This window comes from Chryseobacterium rhizosphaerae (genome assembly GCF_003385455.1).
Taxonomy (GTDB): Bacteria; Bacteroidota; Bacteroidia; order Flavobacteriales; family Weeksellaceae; genus Chryseobacterium; species Chryseobacterium rhizosphaerae.
In genome coordinates, this window is sequence record NZ_QNUF01000002.1 from 275,404 (window position 1) to 298,380 (window position 22,977).

Genomic DNA, 22,977 nt, shown 5'->3' on the forward strand with positions numbered 1-22,977 from the left:
TTTCAGATTTGTCCTTTCAAATAATTCTGGCGAAGATCCTCGTCCAGCTTTTCAATAGCATACCGAAGGCAAGTTCTCGGCATTTCTTTATAATACAGATTCAGATAACTGATTAATTCTCTTTCATTTTTATTCCCCATTTCCCTTAATAGCCATCCGTTTGCTTTATGCATCAGATCATGGGTATGTTTCAGGTTTCTGGTCACCAATTCTTTGGTAAGATCAAATGATCCTTTTTTTACGTAATGCATAGTTCCCACTACGGCAATTCTCTTATGCCACATTTCTTCAGATTCTGAAAGGTCTCTCAGAAGGTATTCTTTCTGATTTTCGAAGGCATATCTGCCCAGAATTTTATAGCAGCTTGAGTCCACCAGATCCCAATTGTTAACATAGGGAAGATGATGAAGATAGAAAACCACTATTTCATCTTTCATTGCCTGATCTTTTGTTTTTTCAAACTTTGAAATCAGCATAAAGAGAGCCGTGAGCCTGTGTTCGTGATATTCCGAGGCCAACAGCTCGCTTAATTCCTTTAAGTTGATTTTTGAATAGTATTCTTTAGCTACAGACCTTTGATCCGGAACCGTCACTCCTAAAAACAAATCTCCTTCTCCATATTCTCCCTTTCCGGTTTTGAAGAATCTTGGAAAAAATTCAGCTTTCTCAGGAATTGATAAAACGGCTAATGCCTCCTGTATTTCTTTGACAATACTACTCATATTGAACTGCTGTTAGTGTGACATATTAAGCTTTGTCTTCCTGCACCACCGCCTCCTGTTCTTCTTCTTCCTTTGCGATCTTATTAGGATTGGCAACTTTGGCAATAGTAAGCCCCTGAACAATAATAGAGAATACTACCACGCAATATGTGATACTTAGAATGATCTCACTGTATTCGCTTTTAGGAATAGACATCGCCAGTGCGATAGACACCCCACCACGGATTCCTCCCCAAACCAGTACTTTTACGGTCTGCGGACTAAAGCTTCGCCTCAAAGAGGTGAATTTCGTAGGTCCCCAGATGGAAATAAACCGGGCAAACAAAACCACGACAATGGCTAATACTCCTGGAATCATAAAGTGTTTCAGATCTTTAATCATCAAAAGTTCGAACCCGATAAACAGGAATAATACAGCATTCAGGATCTCATCAATCAGTTCCCAGAATTTAATCAAATAATCCTGCGTAACAGATTTCATTTTGAAACTCCTGTTAAAATTCCCCATAAATAATCCTGCCGCAACCATCGTCAACGGACCGGAAATATGCATTTGTCTTGCAATAAGATAACCACCCATCACCACAGAAAGCGTTACCAATACGGAAATAATATAATCATCCACTTCACGCATCAGCCTGGAAGTAACCCATCCCAGTAAAACCCCAAGTAAAATGCCTCCTCCCGCTTCATGAAGCAAAAGCAATCCGATATTTTCAACACTTAAATCCACTTCTTTTCCGACTGCCAGCTGTAAAACCACTGTAAAGACTACAACCGCCATACCGTCATTGAAAAGAGATTCACCGGCTACTTTTGTTTCGAGTGATTTGGAAACCTTAGCCTGTTTCAGAACACTCAGAACTGCTACAGGATCCGTAGGAGAAATTAATGCTCCAAATACCAGACAGAAAATAAAAGGAAGTTTAATTCCTACATAGGGCAGTAAGTAAAACATTCCAAAACCTACAACAAAAGTGGAAATGACAACACCCGCCGTAGAAAATATCAATACCGGCCTAAACTGCTCCTTAAGATCATTGATGTTAATATGAATTCCTCCTGCAAAAAGAAGAAAATTAAGCATTGCTCCCATCAGAACCTCTGTAAAATCAATACTGTTCATCAGGTTGTGAAGATGTCCGAAGGTTCTTGGAAGAACCGATTCTCCGAACAACACCAGGAAAATAGAAACCACAATGGCAATAACCATTATTCCGATGGTACTTGGAAGTTTAAGGAACCTATAGTTAAGATAGGCGAATATTGATGCTAATACGATTAATGCTGAGAATGAATAATATAACTCCACTAAGTGTTTTTTAAATTAATTAATTTATGAATCTAAATAAAGTACTTTGATATAGGTTTTAACCCCTTCTTTTTCCCAGATGTCAAACATTCCGTCTTTGGAAGGTTTTGAACCTCTGGTATAATCCTGCCCAATTTTCAAAATATTCAGCAAAATATATTCGTCTCCCACGGAATTAACCAGATAAGCCGTTTTTTCAGATTTACCATCTCCGGAGCTTTTTATTCCATCCGCTAATGAACGGAACTGATTCAAGTGGTGCATAAAATTGTTTCCATCTTTGATAGAATCATAAGCTCTGAGAAGAATCAGCAGAATATCGAGATTGGTAGGATCTGTACCATACAAGGCTTTCCCCTGCTTTATACAGTCTTCAAAATTATTTTGTTTAAAAGCTTCTGCCAGGCTCTTAAAGCGGTCATCCGAGGTGATAATTTTATCCGTTCTAAAATTCCTTCCATAGTAAAGATACTGAGATTCTATACTGTCTAAAGATCTTGGAAGTCCCTTGTACTTAAAAATAAGTTTTTCATAATTGTACGGGGAATCATTCTTGTTTAGACTTTTCTCAATAGCTTTCATATCAATTTTTGATTTCTGACTGAAGCCAAAAACCGAAAAAAATATGAATAGAAGAAAAAAGGGATATTTCATCAATTCTTGTTTTCTTCGTCGTCGTTATCGAAATACTCGAAAAGGAAATCGTTGTATGGGAATCTGGAAATATGAATTTTCATAACCTCATCGTAAATCATCTTCTTCATTTCCGGGAAGTTTTCTTTCGTCAGTGCAGAGATAAAAACAGTAGGGTATTTGGATTTTGCCATCCATGTTTTTTCCCATTCTTCAAGAGAAATATTTCTCTTTGTACCCGGAGTCAGATCATCTTCATCCTTTTTCTCATAGCTGAAATCATCAATTTTATTGAAAACCATGATCATTGGTTTTTGATGAGCGTTGATTTCCATTAGGATATGATTCACAGATTCTATATGGTCTTCGAAACTTTCGTGAGAAATATCTACAACATGAATCAAAAGATCCGCTTCACGTACCTCATCCAATGTGGATTTGAACGATTCTACCAGCTGAGTGGGTAGTTTTCTGATAAACCCTACGGTATCGGTAAGTAAAAACGGTAAATTGCCAATCACAACCTTTCGTACGGTAGTATCCAGCGTTGCAAATAATTTATTTTCAGCAAAAACTTCAGATTTTGACAGGGAATTCATCAGGGTAGACTTTCCCACATTGGTGTATCCCACTAAAGCTGCACGAACTACTTTTCCACGGTTATTACGCTGGGTAGCCATTTGCCTGTCAATCGTTTTCAGCTTATCTTTCAATAAGGTAATCCTGTCACGGATGATACGACGGTCAGTTTCAATTTCCGTTTCACCGGGACCTCTCATCCCGATACCTCCTTTTTGACGCTCAAGGTGAGTCCACATTCTTGTCAAACGGGGCAAAAGATACTGATACTGTGCCAATTCCACCTGAGTTCTTGCGTATGAGGTTTGTGCCCGCTGAGCAAAAATATCAAGAATAAGGTTGGTACGGTCCAAAATTTTAACTTCCATCTCTCTTTCCAGGTTTTTAAGCTGGGAAGGAGAAAGTTCATCATCAAAAATGACAGTTCCTATTTCATTTTCTTTTACGTATTCTTTTATCTCAATTGCTTTTCCGCTTCCGATGAAGGTTTTGGAATCAGGTTGGGTTAATTTTTGAGTGAAGCGTTTCTGTACGGTTGCTCCTGCTGTGAAAGCCAAAAACTCCAGTTCGTCCATATACTCCAGTAGTTTTTCTTCATCCTGGTGCTGTGTAATAAGACCCACCAAGACTGCTTTCTCATAATTATGTTCTTTCTTTTCTAACATGAAATTCTATCTATGTTTATGATTTTTACAAGATAATATTTTTCAGAAAAAAAACAAAATCAAATTTTATTTAATAACACTTTTTAATATAATTTTAAGTCCGCTATAGTATTGTTTCATAAAAATCAATAACTTTATGTAATAATTTTAAGATTTTAAAATCTTAAAATTAAAATAGTTAGACTAATTGCCAGAAGATCATGATTACACAAATTAAGTGTATGATTATTGATGATGATGAACTGGATAAGCTGGTTCTTCAGCATTATATCAGACCGTATGAAAATATAGAAATTGTCGCTTCTTTCGATTCGGCAGAAAAAGCAATTCCCTATCTCGACCTTCCCATTGACCTTCTTATTATCGAAACCAACTTAAAGGGAATGAGTGGTCCGGAATTCAGAAAACTGGCCCATAAAATACCTGCCTGTATTTTTGTGAGCTCCCATCCTGAGCTGGCCGCTACTGTTTTTGAAATCGACACCCTGGACTTTATAACCAAACCCCTAACAGCAGAACGGTTTCATTACTCCATGCAGAGGCTTTTTGATTTTTTCAAAGTAAAAGAAAAGTGTGATTGTTATGATGCCCTATTTGGGGAAAATTTTATTAAGATAAAAGAAGGTGGCCATATTTCTCAGATCAGAAAAACAGATGTTTTGTATCTGGAAGCCTTGAAAGACTATACCCGGATTATCACACTGGAAAAAAATCACTGTATCCTCGATTCTTTAGGAAACCTGCTTCTTAAAAACTTCTTTGATTCTTTTGTGAGAATACACCGCAGCTATGCCGTACCCAGACATCTTATCCGGGGAAAAAGCTGCCATGAAATAGAATTAACCCACCACATCAAGCTTCCGATAGGCAGGGCTTATAAAAATAACCTCTCCTTTTTCGAGCCCTAAAAACACAGACTTTCTTCAACAATAATTCACAAAACGCCATTGGTCGATTATTTCTGCCGTTGGTCTATTTTTCTATAATCCGATGTGCATAGGTGGTAATTTAGTCTTCCCAAATTTGCCCTTAAAAAAACTTTTTACTAATCACCTAAAAACTGCTATTCATGAAAAAAAAATCTATTTATTGCCTCACCTTGCTTATATTTTCTGTCGTCATCTTTCGGGCCCAGTCAGCACTTTTGGCTACCGGAGCGGATGCGTCATCAGGCAATGGTTCTGTATCTTACAGTATAGGCCAGACTGCATACCTCAATAAAGGTACTCCCATTCAGCTTCTTGAAGGGGTACAGCAGGGGTTCGAAATCACCACACTTTCCTCCCAGGAAGCTTCATCAGATCAAAAAGATCAGAAAGACATTCTTATTTACCCTAATCCTTTTAAAGAATATTTGTATCTGGATTTTACCACAAACGATTATAAGAATTCAGAATATCAGTTATTCGATTCTCAGGGCAAACTGATCAAAAAAGATATGATTTTACAATCAAAATCTGAGCTTAATTTCTCTGCTCTGCCTTCTGCCATGTATATTATCAGAATTAGCAGGAATGGAGAAAACATTAAAACTTTTAAAATCATTAAAAAATAAATGCCATGAAAAAAATATTACTACTGTCCTGGATTCTCTTAGGCTTCTTTATGGGGCTTTCACAGGCTCCTGAAAAAATGAGTTATCAGGCCGTCATGAGAAATGGTGTCGGACAACTGCTAAGCAATCAGGCCATCGCTGTCAAGGTAAGTATACTGCAGGGTTCTCCTGCCGGAGCAGAGGTTTATTCTGAACGACTTACCGGAAATACCAATACCAATGGTCTTATCAGCCTTGAAATAGGAACGGGAACCATTATTACAGGAACATTTGCTTCGATCAACTGGTCATCAGGAAACTATTATTTAAAAACTGAAACCGACCCTGCGGGAGGAACCAATTATACCATTACAGGAACCAGCCAACTGCTAAGTGTTCCGTACGCTATGTATGCCAAGACCGCAGGAAACAGTGGCGGTACCTTTACCATTCCTTATACCAATACGGTAAATAATGCTTCTACTTTGTTTTCATTAACGAATGATGGAGATGGAACTTCTTTAGAAGGGACTAATAATACAGCCACTTCAAGTATTGCTGCAGTAAGAGGAATTGTGACCAGTACGGGTCCCGGAGGTTTTTCTTCAGGGGTACGCGGTATCAATAACGGAACCGGAGGCCTTGGAGTAGGAGTTTGGGGAAGCCAAAACGGAAGCGGATGGGGTGTTTATGGTGTTACTCCCAATGGATTAGGGGTGTATGGAAATTCCAGTGGAAATGGATATGGGGTATATGCAAACAGCAATACAGGAACGGGACTTTCTGCGACCAGTAACAACGGAATTCCTGCTAACATTGCGATCTTCAATAATGCGAATAACAATAATGTTCTTAATGCTTCTACCCTAGGAAATGGAACGGTCATCAATGTGACAACCTCCGGAAACGGAACCGGTGTTTTCAGTTCAACAGGAAGTGGCTTTGCAGTACACGGTATCACGTCTGCCCAGACTTCTGCAGGGATTATAGGAGATAATAGCGGAGCCGGTGAAGCAGTGGTAGGAAGAACAACCAGTGATATTGCCGGAGCTGTAGTGGGTAGAAATGACGGAGGTGGATATGGGGTAAGAGGATTTATTGCCACCAATGCCACGGGAACCGGTATAGGAGTTTATGGGCAGGTAGGTTTAAATAACAGTACAGGCCGTGCAGGCCGATTTGAAAATCTGAACCAAACCAATACAACCAATAATACGTTTGAGGTAGAAACTAATGGCAATGGAAACATCCCTGACAATACACAGGGGAATGCAGCCTCTTTTCTTGTCAACAACACCAATAGCGTTGGAGCGGCAGTAAGAGGACAAGTCAACACTATTTTCGGAAACTTTGGAGCAGCAGGTGTTTTCGGTATTTCTTCCGGAACAGGAGGTTTTGCCGGTTTATTTCACGCTTCTAATCCTTCAGGTAATGGAGCCGCACTGGTTGCTATTACGGATGGTAACGGAAATGCAATTACCGCTAATGCGAGCAAAAACGGTAATGGTGTTGAAACCAATATTGATGGTAACGGAAATGCATTGTATGCCTGGGTTCCATCTTTTGCAACCGGACGTGCCGGACGGTTCAATATTTTTAATGATGCCAATACCAGTGATGTAATTACCGTAACCACAGTAGGAAATGGTACTGCAGGAAACTTCAAAGTGGATAAAAGCCAAGGAACTTCTCCGGCAGTAAAAGGGGAGGTCAATTCGATATTCGCCAATTTCGGGACAGCCGGTATTTATGGTTTATCATCCGGAACCGGAGGATACGGAGGTTTATTTTACTCATCAAACGCTTCAGGAAATGGACCCGCTTTACTAGCTTTAACAGAAGGAAACGGAAATGGGATTACGGCCAATGCCGGTGGAACGGGTGATGGTATTGAAGCCTCTTGTGATGGAAATGGTAATGCGATCTCAGGTTTTATACCCAATTTTGGTACAGGTAAAGCAGGGAGATTTGCGAACTTCAATAACAGTAACGGCCAGCCGGTAGTACATGTAACCACTACGGGGACGGGCTCTACCTTACTTATTAATCATCAGGGACCATCCGGTGATATTGCCGTCTACCAGAGTGCTTCAACCAATGTAGCCAGAATCAACAAAGCCGGAAGAGGATTTTTTAACGGAGGAACACAAGCCAGTGGGGCTGACGTTGCCGAAGCATTTGATGTGGAGGGAAAAATTTCCGAATATGAAACCGGAGATATATTAGTGATCTCAGTAAATTCTGACAGAACCGTAGAAAAATCATCAAAACCCTACTCTAACCTTGTTGCCGGTGTATATGCTACCAAACCGGGAGTACTTCTTACGGAAGAGCATATTGATACCGATATCTCAGATAAAGTTCCTATGGGTGTAATCGGGGTAATTCCCACTAAAGTATGCCTGGAAAACGGAAAGATAAAAAGAGGCGACCTTTTGGTGACTTCTTCAACACCGGGAGTAGCCATGAAAGCCAGCCTTAAAAAGGTAAAAATAGGGCAAGTGATCGGAAAATCCCTTCAGGATTATGATCAGAAAGAAATTGGAAAAATTCAGGTATTAGTCAACATAAAATAAACCGTCATGAAAATAGTATATATCACATTGTTATTATTCTTAAGCTCCGTTATCTATGCCCAGGAAAATAAACAGGCAGCACCGACAGAAGATCAGGCTCAGGTTTTAAAACAGGCAAAGGAACAGGAAGCAAAGACAGTAAAAGACAATCAGGAAAAAACAGAGAAAAAAACTTCCTCAACGGCTCTGGTTTCAGATCAGGGACTGGAAGTAAAAAAACAGGAAGCAAAACCTAAGGCACCATCTGGTTCCGGGAAGTTACTTCCCAATACAGCAAGCCTTGAAGAAATAAAAACGACAATTCCCAACAGACAGGCATCCCGTAATACAACGAATTCTAGGAACACAAATAATACAGCAGGACTACCCAATACTGCAACACTGGAGCAAATAAAAAAAACAATTCCAAAAAACTGATAACTTAAAAGCTAATAACCTATCTAGATTTTTCAAACAAAAGAAGTCCGCCAATCCGGCGGACTTTTATATATTGGTAATGATAATTAAGATTAATCCCAATCAGCAGCTACAAACTTCATTGTATTTCCTTTCTCATCAGAAAGTGTCAGAAAATGTCCTTCTACAGTGTATTTGGTCATCGTATCAAATTTCTTTTGAAAAGAAATTTCCAGCTCCATATTCTGACAGGCCATCATGGTACTCACTCCATTTGATATTTTTACTTTTCCTCCTTTTTTAAATTCTAAAGCAAAAGACATTCTGTTGCATCCCATGTAAGCACTTCCCTGAATTTTACCATCTTCCATCTTCCCGATGAGGTTAATTTCCGCTTTATTGGCAATCAGCTGATCTTTAGAAAAACCATCTAAAGAAATCAGCATCCATTGTCTCTGAAGGGCAGGATTTTTATCCGGTATAGCAGAACAATTTAAAACAAGACCCAGAAATAAAACGGTAAAAAGTGATACTAGTATTTTTTTCATGCGCATTATCATTCCATTTTCATACCAATCTGGGACTGAATATCGTAAAAATTAGTAAATTAGCGACACAAAAATTATATTATAAAATGAAAAGACTATTTCTACTATTCACTTTCTTGCTGAGCTTTGCTCAGATGAGGGCGGATGAGGGGATGTGGCTGCTAATGCTCATCAAAAGACTTAACGGTGTTGATATGCAAAAAGAAGGTCTACACCTGACGCCTGAAGAAATTTATTCAGTAAATAATTCAAGCTTAAAAGATGCTATTGTAAGCTTTGGAGGTTTCTGTACTGGTGAAATTGTTTCTGACAAAGGACTGATATTTACCAATCACCACTGTGGTTATGGCGCTGTGGCGGCTGCTTCTACACCAGAAAAAGACTATTTGAAGAATGGTTTCTGGGCAATGAAACAAAAAGACGAATTTAATGCAAAGGATCTTTATGTAAGATTTTTAGTAAGAATGGATGATGCTACGCAGAGAATCAATTCTAAACTAAACAACAATATGACCGGAGCAGAGAGAAAAGCTGTTATTGATGCTGAAACAAAAGCAATCCAGACAGAAAACTCTGAAAACGGAAAATATACTGTAGTGGTAAGAGATTTCTTTAACGGAAATGAATTTTATTATTTCGTATATCAGGATTATAAAGATATCAGATTAGTAGGTGCTCCACCTTCCTCATTAGGAAAATTCGGTGGTGATACTGATAACTGGGAGTGGCCAAGACATACTGCTGACTTCACAGTCTTCAGAGTATATGCTGATGCTGCAGGAAATCCTGCTGAATATTCTCCAAGCAACACTCCTTTGAAGCCTAAGCATTTCCTTCCGGTTTCTCTTAAGGGAATTAAGCCTGGAGATTTCTCAATGATCTTAGGATACCCTGGTAGAACTAACCGTTACCTGACTTCTTACGGAATTCAGCAAATGGTAAACAAAGACTATCCGGCATGGGTAGAGGCTTCTAAAGTGGCTATGGACGTAATGAAAAAGTATATGGATAAGGATAAGGCGACTCAGCTTAACTATGCTTCTCAATATGCTTCTGTAGCGAACTACTGGAAAAACAGACAGGGAACTATTGATGCCGTAGATAAAAACGGAACCATCTCTGACAAACAGAAGATTGAAGATACTTATAAAAAATGGGCTGCAATGCCAGGAAACGATGCTTATGATGGTGTCCTGGAGGATATTGGTGCTTATTACACGCAGGTTTCAGACAGAAATGTTGAGAGAAACTATGCTTCACAGTTTGCAAGAAACACAAAATATATCTCTCTTGCTTTACAGGTAGGTTCTGCTCTTAAGGCTTATGCTGCTCAGGATATGCAGGGAAGATTAGCGATGAAAGCTAAAACAGAAGCTGCAATCAAAGGTGCTTATGAAAACTTCAATCCTTCTTTGGAAGGAGAGATGCTTGCCGCTATGACAAGTCTTTACCAGGCAAGAGTTAAAAATAAAGATGTAGCTTCTGCTACTATTTTAGGATTAGACGCTAAAACGGTTTCTAACCTTGCTTATTCTTCAATTTTTGCTAACAAAACTTCTGCTACGAACTTCTTATTGAATCCGGATGCATTAAAGCTTGATGCTGATCCACTTTGGAAAACAGCTAACGGAATCATGGCAGATCAAAAAATGAGCACTGAAAGATATGTTAAGGTAGATGATAATTTTGCAAAAAATAACCGTCTGTTCTTAGCTGGATTAATGAAGGCTATGCCTGAGAAAAAATTCTATCCGGATGCTAACTCTACTATGAGATTAACTTATGGTACTGTAGATAAACTTCCTATCAGAAATGACAGAAATTATTTCGGTATTACAGATAACTATTATACAGACATGACTGGTCTTGTAGGAAAATACAAGAAGGGTGATGAAGAGTTTGATCTTCCTCAAAGAGTGATCGACCTTTATAACCTTAAGGATTTCGGACAGTATGCAGATGCTGCAGGTTATATGCCTGTAAACTTCCTTTCTAACAACGATATTACAGGAGGTAACTCTGGTTCTCCGGTAATTGACGGTGACGGAAACCTTATCGGTATTGCTTTCGACGGAAACAGCGAGGCATTAAGCGGAGATATCGTATTTGAACAGGAATGGCAGAAAACAATCAACGTAGATGTTCGTTTTGTTCTTTGGACAATTGACAAATATGCTGGTGCCAGAAGATTAGTGGATGAGCTAAAGCTTGTAAGAAGTGAAAACACTCCTGCTGATACAAAATCTAAAAACTCAGGTACGACTACAGCACCTAAGAAAATAAAGAAAAAATAATCTCTTTTGATCTATTTTTAAAACCGTGAAATTTAGTTTTCGCGGTTTTTTTATTTTTGAATAATAAATCTTTCATCATGATTCCTAAAACAATAGAGTTTACAGCCACCATTCAACAAAATGGAGAAATGAATGCCGCCTATGTAGAGTTTCCTTTTTCTACTGAAGATGTATTTGGAAAAAAAGGACTGGTCAGGATCAAGGCTGTTTTTGACGGTCAGGTAGAATACCGGGGAAGCCTTGCCAAAATGAAAACCGACTGCCACCTCTTAGGACTAACCCAGGAAGTAAGGAAGCAGCTTGGAAAAACTTTTGGAGATGAGGTTTCCGTTTCTCTTATGGAAGATAAGGAGGAAAGAATTATAGCCATTGCAGAAGACATTGCTTTTATCTTTAATGAAAACCCTAAAGCCAAAACAATATTCGACAGCATGAGCTACACTCACAAGAAGGAATACATCCGCTGGATTGAAGAAGCTAAGAAGCCTGAAACAAGAGAAAATAGAAAGATCAAAATGATACAGATGATCTTAGACGGTAAAAAGGGAATATAGCATACGCCTCCTTTTCTTTATCTCAAATTTTTAATTCTGCTTCCAGATACTGCACTCCCCCACCATTGGTAACGGTGATGAATCCGTCATAATGAGCAATTCTCACCCCCAGTTCATTGGTAACTTCTTTGAAGTATCCCGTTTTTTCTGTATTGTCGGGCATTATATTTTTTTGCCATAAAAACGTGGCAGACTGGCCCCTTTTATTTTGAAATACCAATGAGCCCAACGTACTTCCCAATCCGAATGATTTAATATCTACCACCGCGCTTTCATTGGCTACAAAATCTTTAGTTAAAACAATAAAATTATCCATTTAATATTTTTTTGATTATAAGTTAATTCTTAGGTCAAGAGGTGCATTCATACATCTATTTTGTCCTGCTGCAAATATTGTCCTGCCTAACGACAAAACTCGACGTATTATTTACTAAAGGTCAACTCATAAGAAAATAATTATTTTTTTGTCAGGATGTTAGAAAGTCTTCGACTATAGTTTTAGCACAGTTATAACTATAAAAAATTATCTTATGAAAAAGAACTTTTTAAAATGTACAGCAGCAGGTCTTATCGCTGCATTTAGTCTTTATTCATGTAACGATTCTGATGATGACATGATGGGAAATGTGTCCTTTCAGAGAAGTATTACTTTTGAGAATGTTGTCACCCCTAAGGACTTTGTAGAAAGTGGCAGCTTTCAGGGAACGGGACAGCCGGTGATCTTACCGGGACAATCGGTTTCTATTAAATTCAGCGCAGGAAAAGCTCAGTCTTTAATGTTTTCAACTATGTATGGTGCTTCCAAAGACTGGTTCTTTGCCTCTAAGCAACCCGGAATACAATTATTTGATAATAATGGGAATGCCATAGCTGGCGATGTTTCGTCAGAAGTACTTTTATGGGATAATGGAACCAAAGACAATATGACGGGATTAGCGGAAAGCAAACCTATTATGCAGGTTCCTAATGTCATTGCATCACAACTGATGAAGCTGAATCTTGCTTATAATGATGTAACGTCTGAGTTTACCCTAACCATTACCAATACTTCCGGTGGAACCGCTCATGAAACACCTTTTTCTCCCGGAGTCTGGGCTGTTTCCAATTATAATGGTTCTCAGCTATTAAACAGTACCCCGTTCTTTATGCCCAACACATTATCCAACCCCGAGATTACCGATATTGCCCAAATGGGAAGCATCACAAAAATGATGACAAAACTAAATGCGAATACGGGAATTATGACAGGGCTCTCTCCTGCCCTGGTAGTTGTTTATCGAGGTGATAAGAACCCAATCTACGAATTAGGAAAAAAGGATAGCGGAATGGGGTTAAAGGAGATTGCACAAATGGGAAATGTTGCCAAACTTCAGAACAGTTTACAATCTTCACCGAACGTGAAAGGGGTATTCATTGCCGGAAATGCTCCTGTATCACCAGGAAATAAGGTTACTGCCAGCTTTAAGGCAGATCCGGGCGACAAAATTGCTTATGTTACCATGTTTGGATTCTCCAATGACTGGTTCTATGCCAATGAACAGAATATTGATGCCAATATAAAAGGAGATGTTACGTCCGGAACAGCTTTATTTGATTCCGGGACCGGCATTGATCAATATCCGGGAGCAGGAAACCATCAGGCTTTATTTGGAGGAACTCCACAGAGTGAAAATATGGTGATTTCCAAAGTGGGAACATCATATCCGGTTCCTGCTGTACAAAATGTGATTAAAGTGACCGTAAACTAGTCGTACAATAAAAACATATATTTCGGTTAAAAGGTCAGACAGTAAGTGTATTGTCTGGCCTTTTTTATTTTCATAACCGTTAATGAAGTTTTAAAAAACTTCACTGGCAGACCTATTTACGGACTCAAACAAAGTTTATTGACAACTGAAAAAAATTCATTTAAATCATAGTACCTCATCAATTCTGATGAAAATTGTGTTAAAAAAAAGAAAGTATAAGTTATTTTGTTATAATTCCATTAAAAAGCAGATTATAGATCAAAAAAAGGATTAGTTTTTGGTATAATTCTGAAAACACATTGATGATTAGATTCGCTTATTTATTTTTAATGTTATTAGGTGCAAGTGTAAATGCTCAAAGTAATAGGTTCTACTACGAATTGAAATTTAAGCCCGACACTATTGCTGCTTATGAAGTAAAGGAATTTTTCATTACCGACATCAACCCTAAATCGGTAAAATACTATTCATTAATTGATCAGAAAAATGACAGTATAATGAAAAATCCAAGCTCAGATTCAGAATATGAAAGAACGAAATTGTATCACTATATCAGTAGAGAAAGAAACAGTTTCAATAACACAAATTATTTCATCGTTGGCAATATAACTGCCCAAATGAAAACCAATGATGAAATGAAATGGACTATTCTACCTCAAACAAAAATGCTGGATAAGCTAAAAGTACAGGCAGCTGCAACCAACTTTGGAGGCAGGCAATGGACAGCATGGTTTACAGACACGATCCCAATTCCCGAGGGTCCTTATAAATTTCGGGGGCTTCCGGGTATGATCCTAGAAATATATGACAGCAATAATTATTTTCATTTTACATTGGTCAAAAATAAAAGGCTAGATAAAGAATATGATACTTCAGGGATTGTAGAAACCCATTTTGGGGAAAAGCCCTTACTCATTGATAAGCAAAAATATATTAAACTCAAGCAAACAGGATACAACAATCCTTTTGAAGACATGATCAATAACAAGATAACATCGTATACTGACGAAAATGGAAATGAAGAGGCTTACGACTACAGACAGATGACATTAGAAAAACAACGGGAACTCAAAGCGCTCAACAATCACATCGAGAAAGAATTTATAATGCAATATAAATAGAAAGAAGCATGTTGCAATTATCAAAAATAACTTGGATATAATCTACAGTATTTTAACTTATAAAATTTATCCTTGAAACGTTACGTTTATTTTGATAGTTCCTTTTATAGTTTTCACATTTCCAACTTTTCTTTTTTCTAAATTTAAAGTATTGGTTATTGATATTAGAGCTGAGGATTTAGAATGGAGAAAAATAAGTTGAGAGTTTACTTATTAGAACTTTATTTATAAATTAAAACAAATAAAATTATGAATCAATTTCTTATTAAAGATAGTATGGTAGATATGCGAAATATGTCTACGAATGAAATAACTGATATTCAAAATGGAATATATAAAGGGGTATTATTGTTAGGATATTACAAAAAAGGAGATACACCAGCACCTATTGCATATTATTCCTATTTAGGTAATGATAATATTGATGATGGTGGAAGTTTAATAATATTGAATGGACTCAAGCTATTTCATGAATTTTTAGGAGAGGTAGATGTTCGTTATTTTGGAGCTAAATCTCAAGTTAACCTTAATCAGTCTATAATCATAAATAATGCATTATATAAATGTAGAAATATTATTATAGATGATATGTACTATATTAGTGCAGAAAATAATGATTCTGGTGTAATGCCTCCTTCAAATACTTCGATAAAATTTACAAAAAAAGGATGCTTTAAAGCTATTGCTTCAACAAGTGAAAGCTATAGAATTTTAAAAATATATAATGCTCTTAATGTAACTATAATTAATCCTTTTATTTTAGGGGAAAGAGATGAACACGCTGGAACTACTGGAGAATGGGGGCACGGAATATCTATTACAAACTCAAGGGATATATTAATTGAAAATCCGAATATTAAAAATTGTTGGGGAGATGGAATATATATAGGAAATGAATATTGGAATCATGACTCCATTATTTCAACCGAGAATGTTATTATAAATAATGCATTAATTGATAATGTCCGCCGTAACGGTATTTCTATTACATCAAATAAAAATATAACTATTAATAATCCTAAAATAAGAAATGTTAATGGAGCTCTACCTCAGTCAGGGATTGATATAGAACCAGAAGGAATTGATGGGCTACCAATTGTGATTGATAATATTAATATTATAAATCCATTAACGGAAAACAATATGGGAGCTGGAATTATGCTATTCGTGTCAAACTATCTTTTGCTGGAAAATAATCCACAGATTAATATTAATATAAATAATCATATTGATTTAGGATCTCTTCACGGGTTCTTCATTCCGTCATTTCGAGATGGTTTAGAAGGATGTATAAATATTACAAACCCCAAATATAGTAACAATAAGTCTGGTGCGATACTAATTTCAAATTACGCAAAAGAATATGCTCCTTTATTAATTCTTGATGCTCCAGTTATAAAAAATTGGAATACTAGTAAAAATCAATTTTATTATTACAAACATGCAATAGGTATTATAAAAGAAGATGAGGATAATGAATATAGGAACACTAACATTTTAATTAAAAATCCTACCTTTGATTATACAGATATAGGAGACATAACTACCAGTATATTTCAATGCCATAGTGCGAATCCAAATAAAAAATCAATAATTTTAAAAAATGTTAGAAATATTAATGGAGGTAATAATGTAATGGGAATTGTAAAAGGTGTTGTTATTATTGATATGATGAATTTAATTAAAGGTAACTATTGGGAAACAGATTCTACTATCAATTTTATTAGAACAGGAAGTTTTTTAACAACATATACTAATAGTAATTTAGCGGATAACCCGCTCTTTAGGATCCAAGGAAATTTATGGACAGATGGACAGCGAATATCTTTTTTAGTTGAAAAACAGGGAAGTTTGATTACGATAGTAAGTGACAGTAATAATATATATCCTCCAGTGATTGGTGGCAATCTCTCAAGCAGAGATGTTGGTAACAAAATAACATTAGAATTTAATAATGGAAATTGGTATATAGTTGAAAAACTAGGTATTTGGACAAATGCTCAAGGAACAACAAACAGTATTATTTCTTCAAATACAGAACCGATTAATATGCCTGAAAATTCAATTTGGATAGATATATACAATAATCAAATTAAGAAAAAAAATATTACAGGAAATTGGGATTTACTCTAATAAATTTATATATATATTAGTTAAAATGTTTTAATTTCAAAGAATGATGAAAAAATTAAAATTTTGGTTTTTATAAATGGAAAATTTATTATTCAAATTTTTGGAGCAGTCGCAGAATTTGAGAGAAATTTAATTAGTGAAAGAACCAAAGATGGGTTAGAGGGGCGAGCGAAAAAGGAAAAAACTTTTAGGAAGACCTACAGGCTCTAATCAAAAAAGCATAGAAAAATATCAATTTGTCAAGCATTTATATGATAACAAAAACATTCCTATCGATAAAGCTTGTAAACAGGCTGGTATTAGCAAAGCTACTTTTTATAGAATTATCCTTTTTGTCAATTCTATAAAAAGTAGTTAAATAGAAAGCTTCATGTTGGAATTATCCATTCCAGAACTCCCTGTCCAAACTTCTGTATTGTATAGCTTCGGAAATATGATAAGACAGGATTTTCTCAGCTTCTTCAAGATCGGCTATGGTTCGTGCTACTTTCAGGATTCTGTCATATGCTCTGGCGGAGAGATTTAATTTTTCCATAGCTAATTTGATAAGGCTGAAAGAGGCTTCGTCTAATTCACAGAATGCTTCAATTTCTTTAGGACCTATCTGTGCATTACAGCTGATATTCAGGTTTTCATACCTTTTATTCTGAATATTCCTTGCCTTTACTACCCGATCTCTTATCTCTTTGCTTTTTTCGCCCTTCCTTTTTTCGGAAAGTTGCTCGAATTCCACCTTCTGCACTTCTATATGGATATCAATTCTGTCTAAAAGCGGTCCGGAAAGTTTATTCATATACCGCTGCATTTCATAAACAGAAGATGTATTACTGGGGTCATCCGGAAAGAAGCCACTTGGGCTGGGATTCATTGAGGCAACCAGCATAAAACTTGCGGGATAATTGACCGTAAATCTGGCTCTTGAGATGGTGACCTCACGATCTTCCAATGGCTGTCTCATCACTTCCAGCACGGTCCGCTTAAATTCCGGCATTTCATCAAGAAATAATACTCCATTATGGGCAAGAGAAATTTCTCCCGGCTGAGGGTAGCTTCCTCCTCCCACCAAAGCAACATCAGAAATCGTGTGGTGTGGAGATCTGAAGGGGCGGACAGTCATTAATGAAGCTTCGGTTCCTATTTTTCCTGCTACAGAATGAATCTTTGTGGTTTCCAATGCTTCTTTCAAGGTCAACGGAGGCAAAATACTGGGAACTCTTTTAGCCAGCATGGTTTTTCCACTTCCCGGAGGACCGATAATAATGATGTTATGCCCTCCTGCTGCGGCAACTTCCATAGCTCTTTTTGCGGCTTCCTGTCCCTTTACTTCAGAAAAATCAAAAGGGAAATCATTGATTTTATCCTGAAATTCTTTTTGGGTATCTAATGTCAATTTTTTAAGAGCCTTTCCCTCATTAAAAAAGTCAATGACTTCTTTGATATTTTCCACTCCATATACCTCCAGGTCATTAACAATTGCTGCCTCGCGGGCATTCTGAACCGGAAGAATAATCCCTTTAAAGCCTTCTTCTCTGGCCTGGATCGCAATAGGAAGAACTCCTTTTATCGGCTGAAGGCTTCCGTCTAAAGAAAGCTCGCCCATAATGATGTAATGCTGGATTTCTTCAGCCAGAATCTGATCGGAAGCCGCCAAAATACCAAGAGCAATGCTCAGATCATAAGCAGATCCCTCTTTCCTGAGATCCGCAGGCGCCATATTAATTGTAATTTTCTTTCCGGGGATTTTGTAGCCCACATTTTTAAGGGCCGCAGATATCCTGTAGCTGCTTTCTTTGATCGCATTATCGGGAAGACCTACCAGATGATATCCCACTCCTCCCGTATCTACATTCACTTCAATAGTAATCGTCTGGGCAGCAACTCCGTGAATGGCACTTCCATAAATTTTTATCAGCATGGGTGTGTTTTTTCAAGTAAATATAACCAATAAGCTATTTTAGAAAATTGAATTTTGCCTTGATAATATTCTATAAAAAACAGGGATAACTAAAAACATATCAACGAAATATGCTCTCAGAATAGTATTGAGATGAGTATGAAATACAATTTTATTCTGTCAATCTATTCTGACCTCCCCAATAACAAAGCTGGCGCAATAAAGGAATTAACGAATCGGCCTTTTGTGTAAAGGAGTATTTAATTCCTTTCGGTATGGTTTCAGAAATTTCAGCTTTCTCAATAATCCCCTCCTTCTCTAACATTTTTAATTGTCTGCCCAGAACCTGGTCAGAGATATTTTCCAAATCGTTTTTTATCAGACTAAACCGGTTGTTTCCATGGGCAATAGAAAAAATAATCTGCGATTTCCATCGACCGCTAATTAACTGAAGGACATAATTAAAATCACAGGTATTTAGCAGGTATTGGCTATTTATGCTATTTGTCGAATTTTCCTTTTTCATTCTACTAACAATTTTGTTCGTTATTGCCCATTGTTAATCATTGTAGCAACTTTGATACAAAGTTATAAATAATGATAAAAAAAATAAATCAGCATTCACTAGGTATTTATCTGGTCATTTTAGCGATGGCCTGTGTGCAGTCAGGAACTGCAATAGCCAAATTTTTATTCCCTGTTTTGGGTCCTGCCGGAACTGTAAGCTTAAGATTGGGAATCGCATCGCTATTGCTCTTGATCATTTTTAAAGTAAAAATAGTTGGCAGAAACAGATTTGACTATGCCTGGTGTTTATTATACGGACTTTGTTTGGCAGGAATGAATTTGTCTTTCTATTATGCCATTAAATTCATTCCGATGGCATTAGGAACTACTATAGAATTTACAGGTCCCTTAGCCTTAGCGATCATTCTATCAAGAAAATACCAGGATTTTATTTGGGCGGGTCTTGCGGGTTTAGGCATTGCTTTAATTACTCCCTGGAGCAATACAAATGGTATTCATCTAGGAGGTATAGCACTTGCAGCCTTAGCGGGCACATTTTGGGTAGGATATATTCTATGTGGAAAGCTGGTGTCCCAAAAAATGAAATCTATTGATGCCGTTGCTTTAGGGATGGGGTTTGCATTTTTACTGGTATTACCATTTGGGTTAAATGATGGTTTTGTTGAAAAATTAAATATCAAATGGTTATTATTGGGGGTATGTGTCGCTTTATTATCCAGTGCAATTCCTTTTAGTTTGGATATGAGGGCTTTCAAAAACTTATCTTCAAAAACCTACAGCATCCTTATGAGCCTTCATCCGGCTCTGGCAGCACTATCAGGGTTTATATTCCTGGGAGAGCGTTTAAATCTAATTCAAACATTAGCTGTACTCTCCGTAATTATAGCAAGTATAGGATCCGCAATTACCTCTAAAAAATAGCTGTTATAATCATTCCTTATCATAAGCTGATCGCTATTCTATATTCAGCCGGTTATAATTTTGTAAGGCATCAATAAGTAAATCATGGGGCAGTGCAACAGCTGTATTACCATTTACCCCTTCCATTGTTCTCGCAGCTACCATAGCATTAATTATAGATTCTTCAACGACCTGAGCTGTTGCTTCGAAGAGCGGTGTCATCTGATCATTCGAAATCGTTTCTACCTGTGTATTTTCATTTCGGTTAAAAGCATCTTTGTTGGCAGTAGAAAATGCCAGGAATATTTCCCCGGAGCCATTTGCCCCACGCCCTCCGACCATTCCTATGCCTATCGTTACTCTTTGGGCAATTCTTTTTAACTGATGAGGTAAAAGTGGTGCATCTGTAGCTATTACAACGATAATGGAGCCATCTCCTTCCTGTCTTCTTGATGTAGGCGGTCCATTAAAGATAGAGCTTTCAAAATCCTTAAGCTCCATCCCTATAGGAACTCCGGCGATCGTAAGATTCTTTTTAATCCCAAAATTAGATTGTACAAGAGCTCCCACAGTATAGGAAGTGTCTTTTATCCGGGCTATTCTTGACGAAGTTCCCGTTCCCCCTTTGAATCCGAAGCTCATCATTCCTGTTCCGCCACCCACATTTCCCTCTTCCAAAACTCCGGAAGAAGCATTGTTAATGGCCTCCAACACATGTTTTTCTTTTACATGAAATCCATATATATCATTGAGGAATCCATCGAAAGTTTCTCCAACAACAGGATAGGTATACCACCAGTCATCTGTCTTATACCAATTGATATCTACATACCATTTTAAAACACTGTCTAAAACAGTCCCCACACTATTGGTATTGGTAAGCATGATAGGAGATTCTAAAAAACCAGATTCTGTAATCCAGGTTGTCCCCGTCATTTCACCATTCCCATTCAGGCTATACCAATTTGCGTAAACAGGGCTGAATTTCTTTTCTTTTCCTACCGGAAATATTGCCGTCACACCCGTTCTTATTTTTATGGGATTCTTGCTGGCTGAGAAACTGATGTCATCAGAAATAATAGTACTGTACCCTACTTCCACACCTTTAACATCCGTTATTGAATTATATTCTCCCGGAATTCCCTCAAATAGAATTCCTAAATCTCTTGCTCTTAATTTTTTCATCGCTAAGTCAAATTTAGATCAATCAAAATTCCATAAGTATTTTATCATTTACAATAACGAACTAAATTGTGAGTACAATGAAACAGGTTGATCTGTAGTTTATTATTCTGGAATATACTTTGCGGCTGGCATTACAATGCCGCATAGCCAAAAAATGCAAGAAGTGCGGTCCCTATTATCCCGGAGAACAGAAATGAAAAGAGTTTGAAATTATTTTTTGATTAAAAAGATGAACGCAAAGCTTATGAATAATTCCGCTTTATTTTAAATGGGCAAAGTGATGCGACTTTGTCGCTGATGAAGATGTATCCATAGGCTTCGACGAATCAACTTCGTTGATTCTATCCTTTGCTCTCTGAAAATATGGATCATGAAGCTAGAGCTTTGCGTTAGAAAAACACATCATCAGTACATGACCTTTTTAATCAAAAAATCCTTAAAGAATATGATTTGGAATAAGAAAAAACATTGTTCCCTCAGAGAAAATAGTAGCAGAACTCAACACAGGTAAGAGTTTGTAATGATGGATATATGAACAAATATAATGCCTTCCCGTGTATTGCTGTAGATTGTATGATCGCTAAAAAAAATCGGTACAAATAAATTGTACCGATCCTCCACTTTAAAACTAACAAAAAAGATTATTTAATCTTCTACTTTTTTATGAATTTATTTTTATAAACGTTGCCGTTTGAACCTTTAGAAACAATAATATAGTTACCTGGAACAAGATGACTTACATCAATGGCCTGGTTGTACTTGTGATCGTTTTTCTGCAACACTAGTTTTCCGGACATATCTATAATTGTAACTTCCTTATAAACTTTATCAGATTCTTTTCCGATATAAAGGAACTGAGCTGTAGGATTCGGATAAATTTTCAGGTTATTATCTTTCTGCTTTGTTTCTCCTGTTCCTAAATTTTCGCAGAATTCCCAGTTTCCGAAATTCAGCTGTACGAATGAAAAAGGATCCAGCATTTCACATTGGTCCGGGCAGTACTCAGTACAGGCATAGAATCCATATTTTCCGGTTTCTGTAGCGGTAAAAGAATCTCCATTCACTCCAGCGATGATACAAGGGTCTCCCGCAACCGGAGGATTGCTGCCTGGAACGCATTTAAACCAGGTATGATTGCCATATACAACAGGAAATATATCATCAAACTTTACAGAAGCTCCATTACATACATTCACTACTCCAAGATCCACTTCCTCATAAGTTCCAGGTGTATAGGTAGACATCATCGCCGGAAGCCCATACACAAATCCATCTGCCATAATTGCAGGGCTTTCCGCAGTACAGTCTCCCTGTGTAACGGCTACTTTAAAATAATACAGCTGATCATTTCCATTAATCGTGAGCTGCTGTGATGTGGCTCCGGGAATTGCTACCCACGGATTATTATTGGGAGTCTGCCACGTCCATGCCTGCTTATACCACTGGTAACTGCCAAATGCCTGTGTAGATAGTATTTCATCTTCCACATTACAGAATAAAATCTTGTCCGGAAATTTTACTCCAAGCCTGGGGCTGGTAATGGTAGGATTACATTGTGCTTTGATACTCAGCACACTGAATACTAAAAATGTTAAAAAAATTAGTCTTGTTTTCATATTTATACATTTAATGTGAGTGTAGGTGTGATCAATAAT

General features: G+C 37.2%; 22 protein-coding genes. 12 read left to right on the forward strand and 10 right to left on the reverse strand.

What is annotated here, in order from left to right; genetic code table 11:
- Positions 1-2: 2 nt before the first annotated feature.
- From DRF57_RS02805 to hflX, 4 genes are all read right to left on the reverse strand, one after another.
- Positions 3-722: a DNA alkylation repair protein gene (locus tag DRF57_RS02805; RefSeq protein ID WP_084086386.1), complete on the reverse strand. Its 720-nt coding sequence runs from the start codon at positions 720-722 to the stop codon at positions 3-5.
- 25 nt (positions 723-747) lie between these two features.
- Positions 748-2,034, reverse strand: a complete 1,287-nt coding sequence (locus DRF57_RS02810; protein ID WP_084086385.1) for a cation:proton antiporter — start codon at positions 2,032-2,034, stop codon at positions 748-750.
- 24 nt (positions 2,035-2,058) lie between these two features.
- A complete protein-coding gene (locus tag DRF57_RS02815; RefSeq protein ID WP_228450308.1) occupies positions 2,059-2,616 on the reverse strand; it encodes a DUF4919 domain-containing protein in 558 nt (185 codons plus the stop codon).
- A gap of 71 nt (positions 2,617-2,687) precedes the next feature.
- The gene (hflX, locus tag DRF57_RS02820; protein ID WP_047484572.1) at positions 2,688-3,911 is read right to left on the reverse strand and encodes a GTPase HflX; all 1,224 of its coding nucleotides are present in this window, start codon (positions 3,909-3,911) and stop codon (positions 2,688-2,690) included.
- A 200-nt stretch (positions 3,912-4,111) separates the two neighbouring features.
- Between hflX and DRF57_RS02825 the strand changes: the two genes are divergently transcribed.
- The 4 genes from DRF57_RS02825 to DRF57_RS02840 all read left to right on the forward strand — a co-directional run bounded on the left by DRF57_RS02825 (position 4,112) and on the right by DRF57_RS02840 (position 8,438).
- Positions 4,112-4,819, forward strand: coding sequence for a LytR/AlgR family response regulator transcription factor (locus DRF57_RS02825; RefSeq protein ID WP_228406168.1), 708 nt, complete (start codon positions 4,112-4,114; stop codon positions 4,817-4,819).
- Positions 4,820-4,980: 161 nt separating this feature from the next.
- Positions 4,981-5,466 (forward strand): T9SS type A sorting domain-containing protein, encoded by a 486-nt coding sequence (locus tag DRF57_RS02830; RefSeq protein ID WP_115916787.1) that lies wholly within the window; start codon positions 4,981-4,983, stop codon positions 5,464-5,466.
- A 5-nt stretch (positions 5,467-5,471) separates the two neighbouring features.
- Positions 5,472-8,021 carry a beta strand repeat-containing protein gene (locus tag DRF57_RS02835; RefSeq protein ID WP_115916789.1) on the forward strand — a complete coding sequence of 850 codons (2,550 nt, stop codon included), beginning with the start codon at positions 5,472-5,474 and terminating at the stop codon, positions 8,019-8,021.
- A gap of 6 nt (positions 8,022-8,027) precedes the next feature.
- The gene (locus DRF57_RS02840) at positions 8,028-8,438 is read left to right on the forward strand and encodes a hypothetical protein (RefSeq protein WP_115916791.1); all 411 of its coding nucleotides are present in this window, start codon (positions 8,028-8,030) and stop codon (positions 8,436-8,438) included.
- Between the two features lie 92 nt (positions 8,439-8,530).
- Here DRF57_RS02840 and DRF57_RS02845 read toward each other — a convergent pair whose 3' ends face one another.
- On the reverse strand, positions 8,531-8,965 hold the full coding sequence (locus DRF57_RS02845; RefSeq protein ID WP_228450310.1) for an META domain-containing protein: 435 nt from the start codon (positions 8,963-8,965) through the stop codon (positions 8,531-8,533).
- 86 nt (positions 8,966-9,051) lie between these two features.
- Between DRF57_RS02845 and DRF57_RS02850 the strand changes: the two genes are divergently transcribed.
- Positions 9,052-11,259 carry a S46 family peptidase gene (locus tag DRF57_RS02850; protein ID WP_084086379.1) on the forward strand — a complete coding sequence of 736 codons (2,208 nt, stop codon included), beginning with the start codon at positions 9,052-9,054 and terminating at the stop codon, positions 11,257-11,259.
- 77 nt (positions 11,260-11,336) lie between these two features.
- A complete protein-coding gene (locus tag DRF57_RS02855; protein ID WP_115916792.1) occupies positions 11,337-11,813 on the forward strand; it encodes a YdeI/OmpD-associated family protein in 477 nt (158 codons plus the stop codon).
- 22 nt (positions 11,814-11,835) lie between these two features.
- On the opposite strand, the gene DRF57_RS02860 is transcribed toward DRF57_RS02855, so the two are convergent.
- Entirely contained in the window at positions 11,836-12,129 is a 294-nt protein-coding gene (locus DRF57_RS02860; RefSeq protein WP_047484560.1) for a hypothetical protein, read from the reverse strand.
- A 214-nt stretch (positions 12,130-12,343) separates the two neighbouring features.
- On the opposite strand from DRF57_RS02860, the gene DRF57_RS02865 reads away from it, so the two are divergent.
- From DRF57_RS02865 to DRF57_RS24065, 5 genes are all read left to right on the forward strand, one after another.
- Positions 12,344-13,561 (forward strand): spondin domain-containing protein, encoded by a 1,218-nt coding sequence (locus tag DRF57_RS02865; RefSeq protein ID WP_115916794.1) that lies wholly within the window; start codon positions 12,344-12,346, stop codon positions 13,559-13,561.
- A 302-nt stretch (positions 13,562-13,863) separates the two neighbouring features.
- A complete protein-coding gene (locus DRF57_RS02870) occupies positions 13,864-14,682 on the forward strand; it encodes a GLPGLI family protein (RefSeq protein ID WP_115916796.1) in 819 nt (272 codons plus the stop codon).
- Between the two features lie 249 nt (positions 14,683-14,931).
- Entirely contained in the window at positions 14,932-16,815 is a 1,884-nt protein-coding gene (locus DRF57_RS02875) for a right-handed parallel beta-helix repeat-containing protein (RefSeq protein WP_115916798.1), read from the forward strand.
- A 63-nt stretch (positions 16,816-16,878) separates the two neighbouring features.
- The gene (locus DRF57_RS24060) at positions 16,879-17,025 is read left to right on the forward strand and encodes a recombinase family protein (RefSeq protein ID WP_228450312.1); all 147 of its coding nucleotides are present in this window, start codon (positions 16,879-16,881) and stop codon (positions 17,023-17,025) included.
- 10 nt (positions 17,026-17,035) lie between these two features.
- The gene (locus DRF57_RS24065) at positions 17,036-17,173 is read left to right on the forward strand and encodes a helix-turn-helix domain-containing protein (protein ID WP_167449339.1); all 138 of its coding nucleotides are present in this window, start codon (positions 17,036-17,038) and stop codon (positions 17,171-17,173) included.
- A 21-nt stretch (positions 17,174-17,194) separates the two neighbouring features.
- On the opposite strand, the gene DRF57_RS02885 is transcribed toward DRF57_RS24065, so the two are convergent.
- Complete coding sequence (locus tag DRF57_RS02885; protein ID WP_047484556.1) at positions 17,195-18,730, reverse strand: YifB family Mg chelatase-like AAA ATPase; 1,536 nt, start codon at positions 18,728-18,730, stop codon at positions 17,195-17,197.
- A 151-nt stretch (positions 18,731-18,881) separates the two neighbouring features.
- On the reverse strand, positions 18,882-19,235 hold the full coding sequence (locus DRF57_RS02890; protein ID WP_115916800.1) for a winged helix-turn-helix transcriptional regulator: 354 nt from the start codon (positions 19,233-19,235) through the stop codon (positions 18,882-18,884).
- A gap of 71 nt (positions 19,236-19,306) precedes the next feature.
- Here DRF57_RS02890 and DRF57_RS02895 point away from each other — a divergent pair, with 71 nt between their 5' ends.
- Complete coding sequence (locus tag DRF57_RS02895) at positions 19,307-20,158, forward strand: EamA family transporter (RefSeq protein WP_115916802.1); 852 nt, start codon at positions 19,307-19,309, stop codon at positions 20,156-20,158.
- Between the two features lie 33 nt (positions 20,159-20,191).
- Here the strand turns inward: DRF57_RS02895 and DRF57_RS02900 are convergent, their stop codons facing one another.
- Together DRF57_RS02900 and DRF57_RS02905 are read right to left on the reverse strand one after the other, a co-directional pair.
- Entirely contained in the window at positions 20,192-21,322 is a 1,131-nt protein-coding gene (locus DRF57_RS02900; protein WP_115916804.1) for a DmpA family aminopeptidase, read from the reverse strand.
- A gap of 653 nt (positions 21,323-21,975) precedes the next feature.
- The gene (locus tag DRF57_RS02905; RefSeq protein ID WP_047484554.1) at positions 21,976-22,938 is read right to left on the reverse strand and encodes a T9SS type A sorting domain-containing protein; all 963 of its coding nucleotides are present in this window, start codon (positions 22,936-22,938) and stop codon (positions 21,976-21,978) included.
- Positions 22,939-22,977 lie beyond the last annotated feature (39 nt).

What these genes read in the sequence shown, in the direction of transcription:
- DRF57_RS02855 (WP_115916792.1), top strand. Translation starts at nt 11,337, where the DNA reads ATGATTCCTAAAACAATAGAGTTTACAGCCACCATTCAACAAAATGGA.
- DRF57_RS02895 (WP_115916802.1), top strand. Translation starts at nt 19,307, where the DNA reads ATGATAAAAAAAATAAATCAGCATTCACTAGGTATTTATCTGGTCATT.
- DRF57_RS02830 (WP_115916787.1), top strand. Translation starts at nt 4,981, where the DNA reads ATGAAAAAAAAATCTATTTATTGCCTCACCTTGCTTATATTTTCTGTC.
- DRF57_RS02905 (WP_047484554.1), bottom strand. Translation starts at nt 22,938, where the DNA reads ATGAAAACAAGACTAATTTTTTTAACATTTTTAGTATTCAGTGTGCTG.
- DRF57_RS02865 (WP_115916794.1), top strand. Translation starts at nt 12,344, where the DNA reads ATGAAAAAGAACTTTTTAAAATGTACAGCAGCAGGTCTTATCGCTGCA.
- DRF57_RS02875 (WP_115916798.1), top strand. Translation starts at nt 14,932, where the DNA reads ATGAATCAATTTCTTATTAAAGATAGTATGGTAGATATGCGAAATATG.
- DRF57_RS02840 (WP_115916791.1), top strand. Translation starts at nt 8,028, where the DNA reads ATGAAAATAGTATATATCACATTGTTATTATTCTTAAGCTCCGTTATC.
- DRF57_RS02835 (WP_115916789.1), top strand. Translation starts at nt 5,472, where the DNA reads ATGAAAAAAATATTACTACTGTCCTGGATTCTCTTAGGCTTCTTTATG.
- DRF57_RS02900 (WP_115916804.1), bottom strand. Translation starts at nt 21,322, where the DNA reads ATGAAAAAATTAAGAGCAAGAGATTTAGGAATTCTATTTGAGGGAATT.
- DRF57_RS02870 (WP_115916796.1), top strand. Translation starts at nt 13,864, where the DNA reads ATGATTAGATTCGCTTATTTATTTTTAATGTTATTAGGTGCAAGTGTA.
- DRF57_RS02890 (WP_115916800.1), bottom strand. Translation starts at nt 19,235, where the DNA reads ATGAAAAAGGAAAATTCGACAAATAGCATAAATAGCCAATACCTGCTA.
- DRF57_RS02885 (WP_047484556.1), bottom strand. Translation starts at nt 18,730, where the DNA reads ATGCTGATAAAAATTTATGGAAGTGCCATTCACGGAGTTGCTGCCCAG.
- DRF57_RS02845 (WP_228450310.1), bottom strand. Translation starts at nt 8,965, where the DNA reads ATGAAAAAAATACTAGTATCACTTTTTACCGTTTTATTTCTGGGTCTT.
- DRF57_RS02860 (WP_047484560.1), bottom strand. Translation starts at nt 12,129, where the DNA reads ATGGATAATTTTATTGTTTTAACTAAAGATTTTGTAGCCAATGAAAGC.
- DRF57_RS02825 (WP_228406168.1), top strand. Translation starts at nt 4,112, where the DNA reads ATGATTACACAAATTAAGTGTATGATTATTGATGATGATGAACTGGAT.
- hflX (WP_047484572.1), bottom strand. Translation starts at nt 3,911, where the DNA reads ATGTTAGAAAAGAAAGAACATAATTATGAGAAAGCAGTCTTGGTGGGT.
- DRF57_RS02805 (WP_084086386.1), bottom strand. Translation starts at nt 722, where the DNA reads ATGAGTAGTATTGTCAAAGAAATACAGGAGGCATTAGCCGTTTTATCA.
- DRF57_RS02815 (WP_228450308.1), bottom strand. Translation starts at nt 2,616, where the DNA reads ATGAAAGCTATTGAGAAAAGTCTAAACAAGAATGATTCCCCGTACAAT.
- DRF57_RS02850 (WP_084086379.1), top strand. Translation starts at nt 9,052, where the DNA reads ATGAAAAGACTATTTCTACTATTCACTTTCTTGCTGAGCTTTGCTCAG.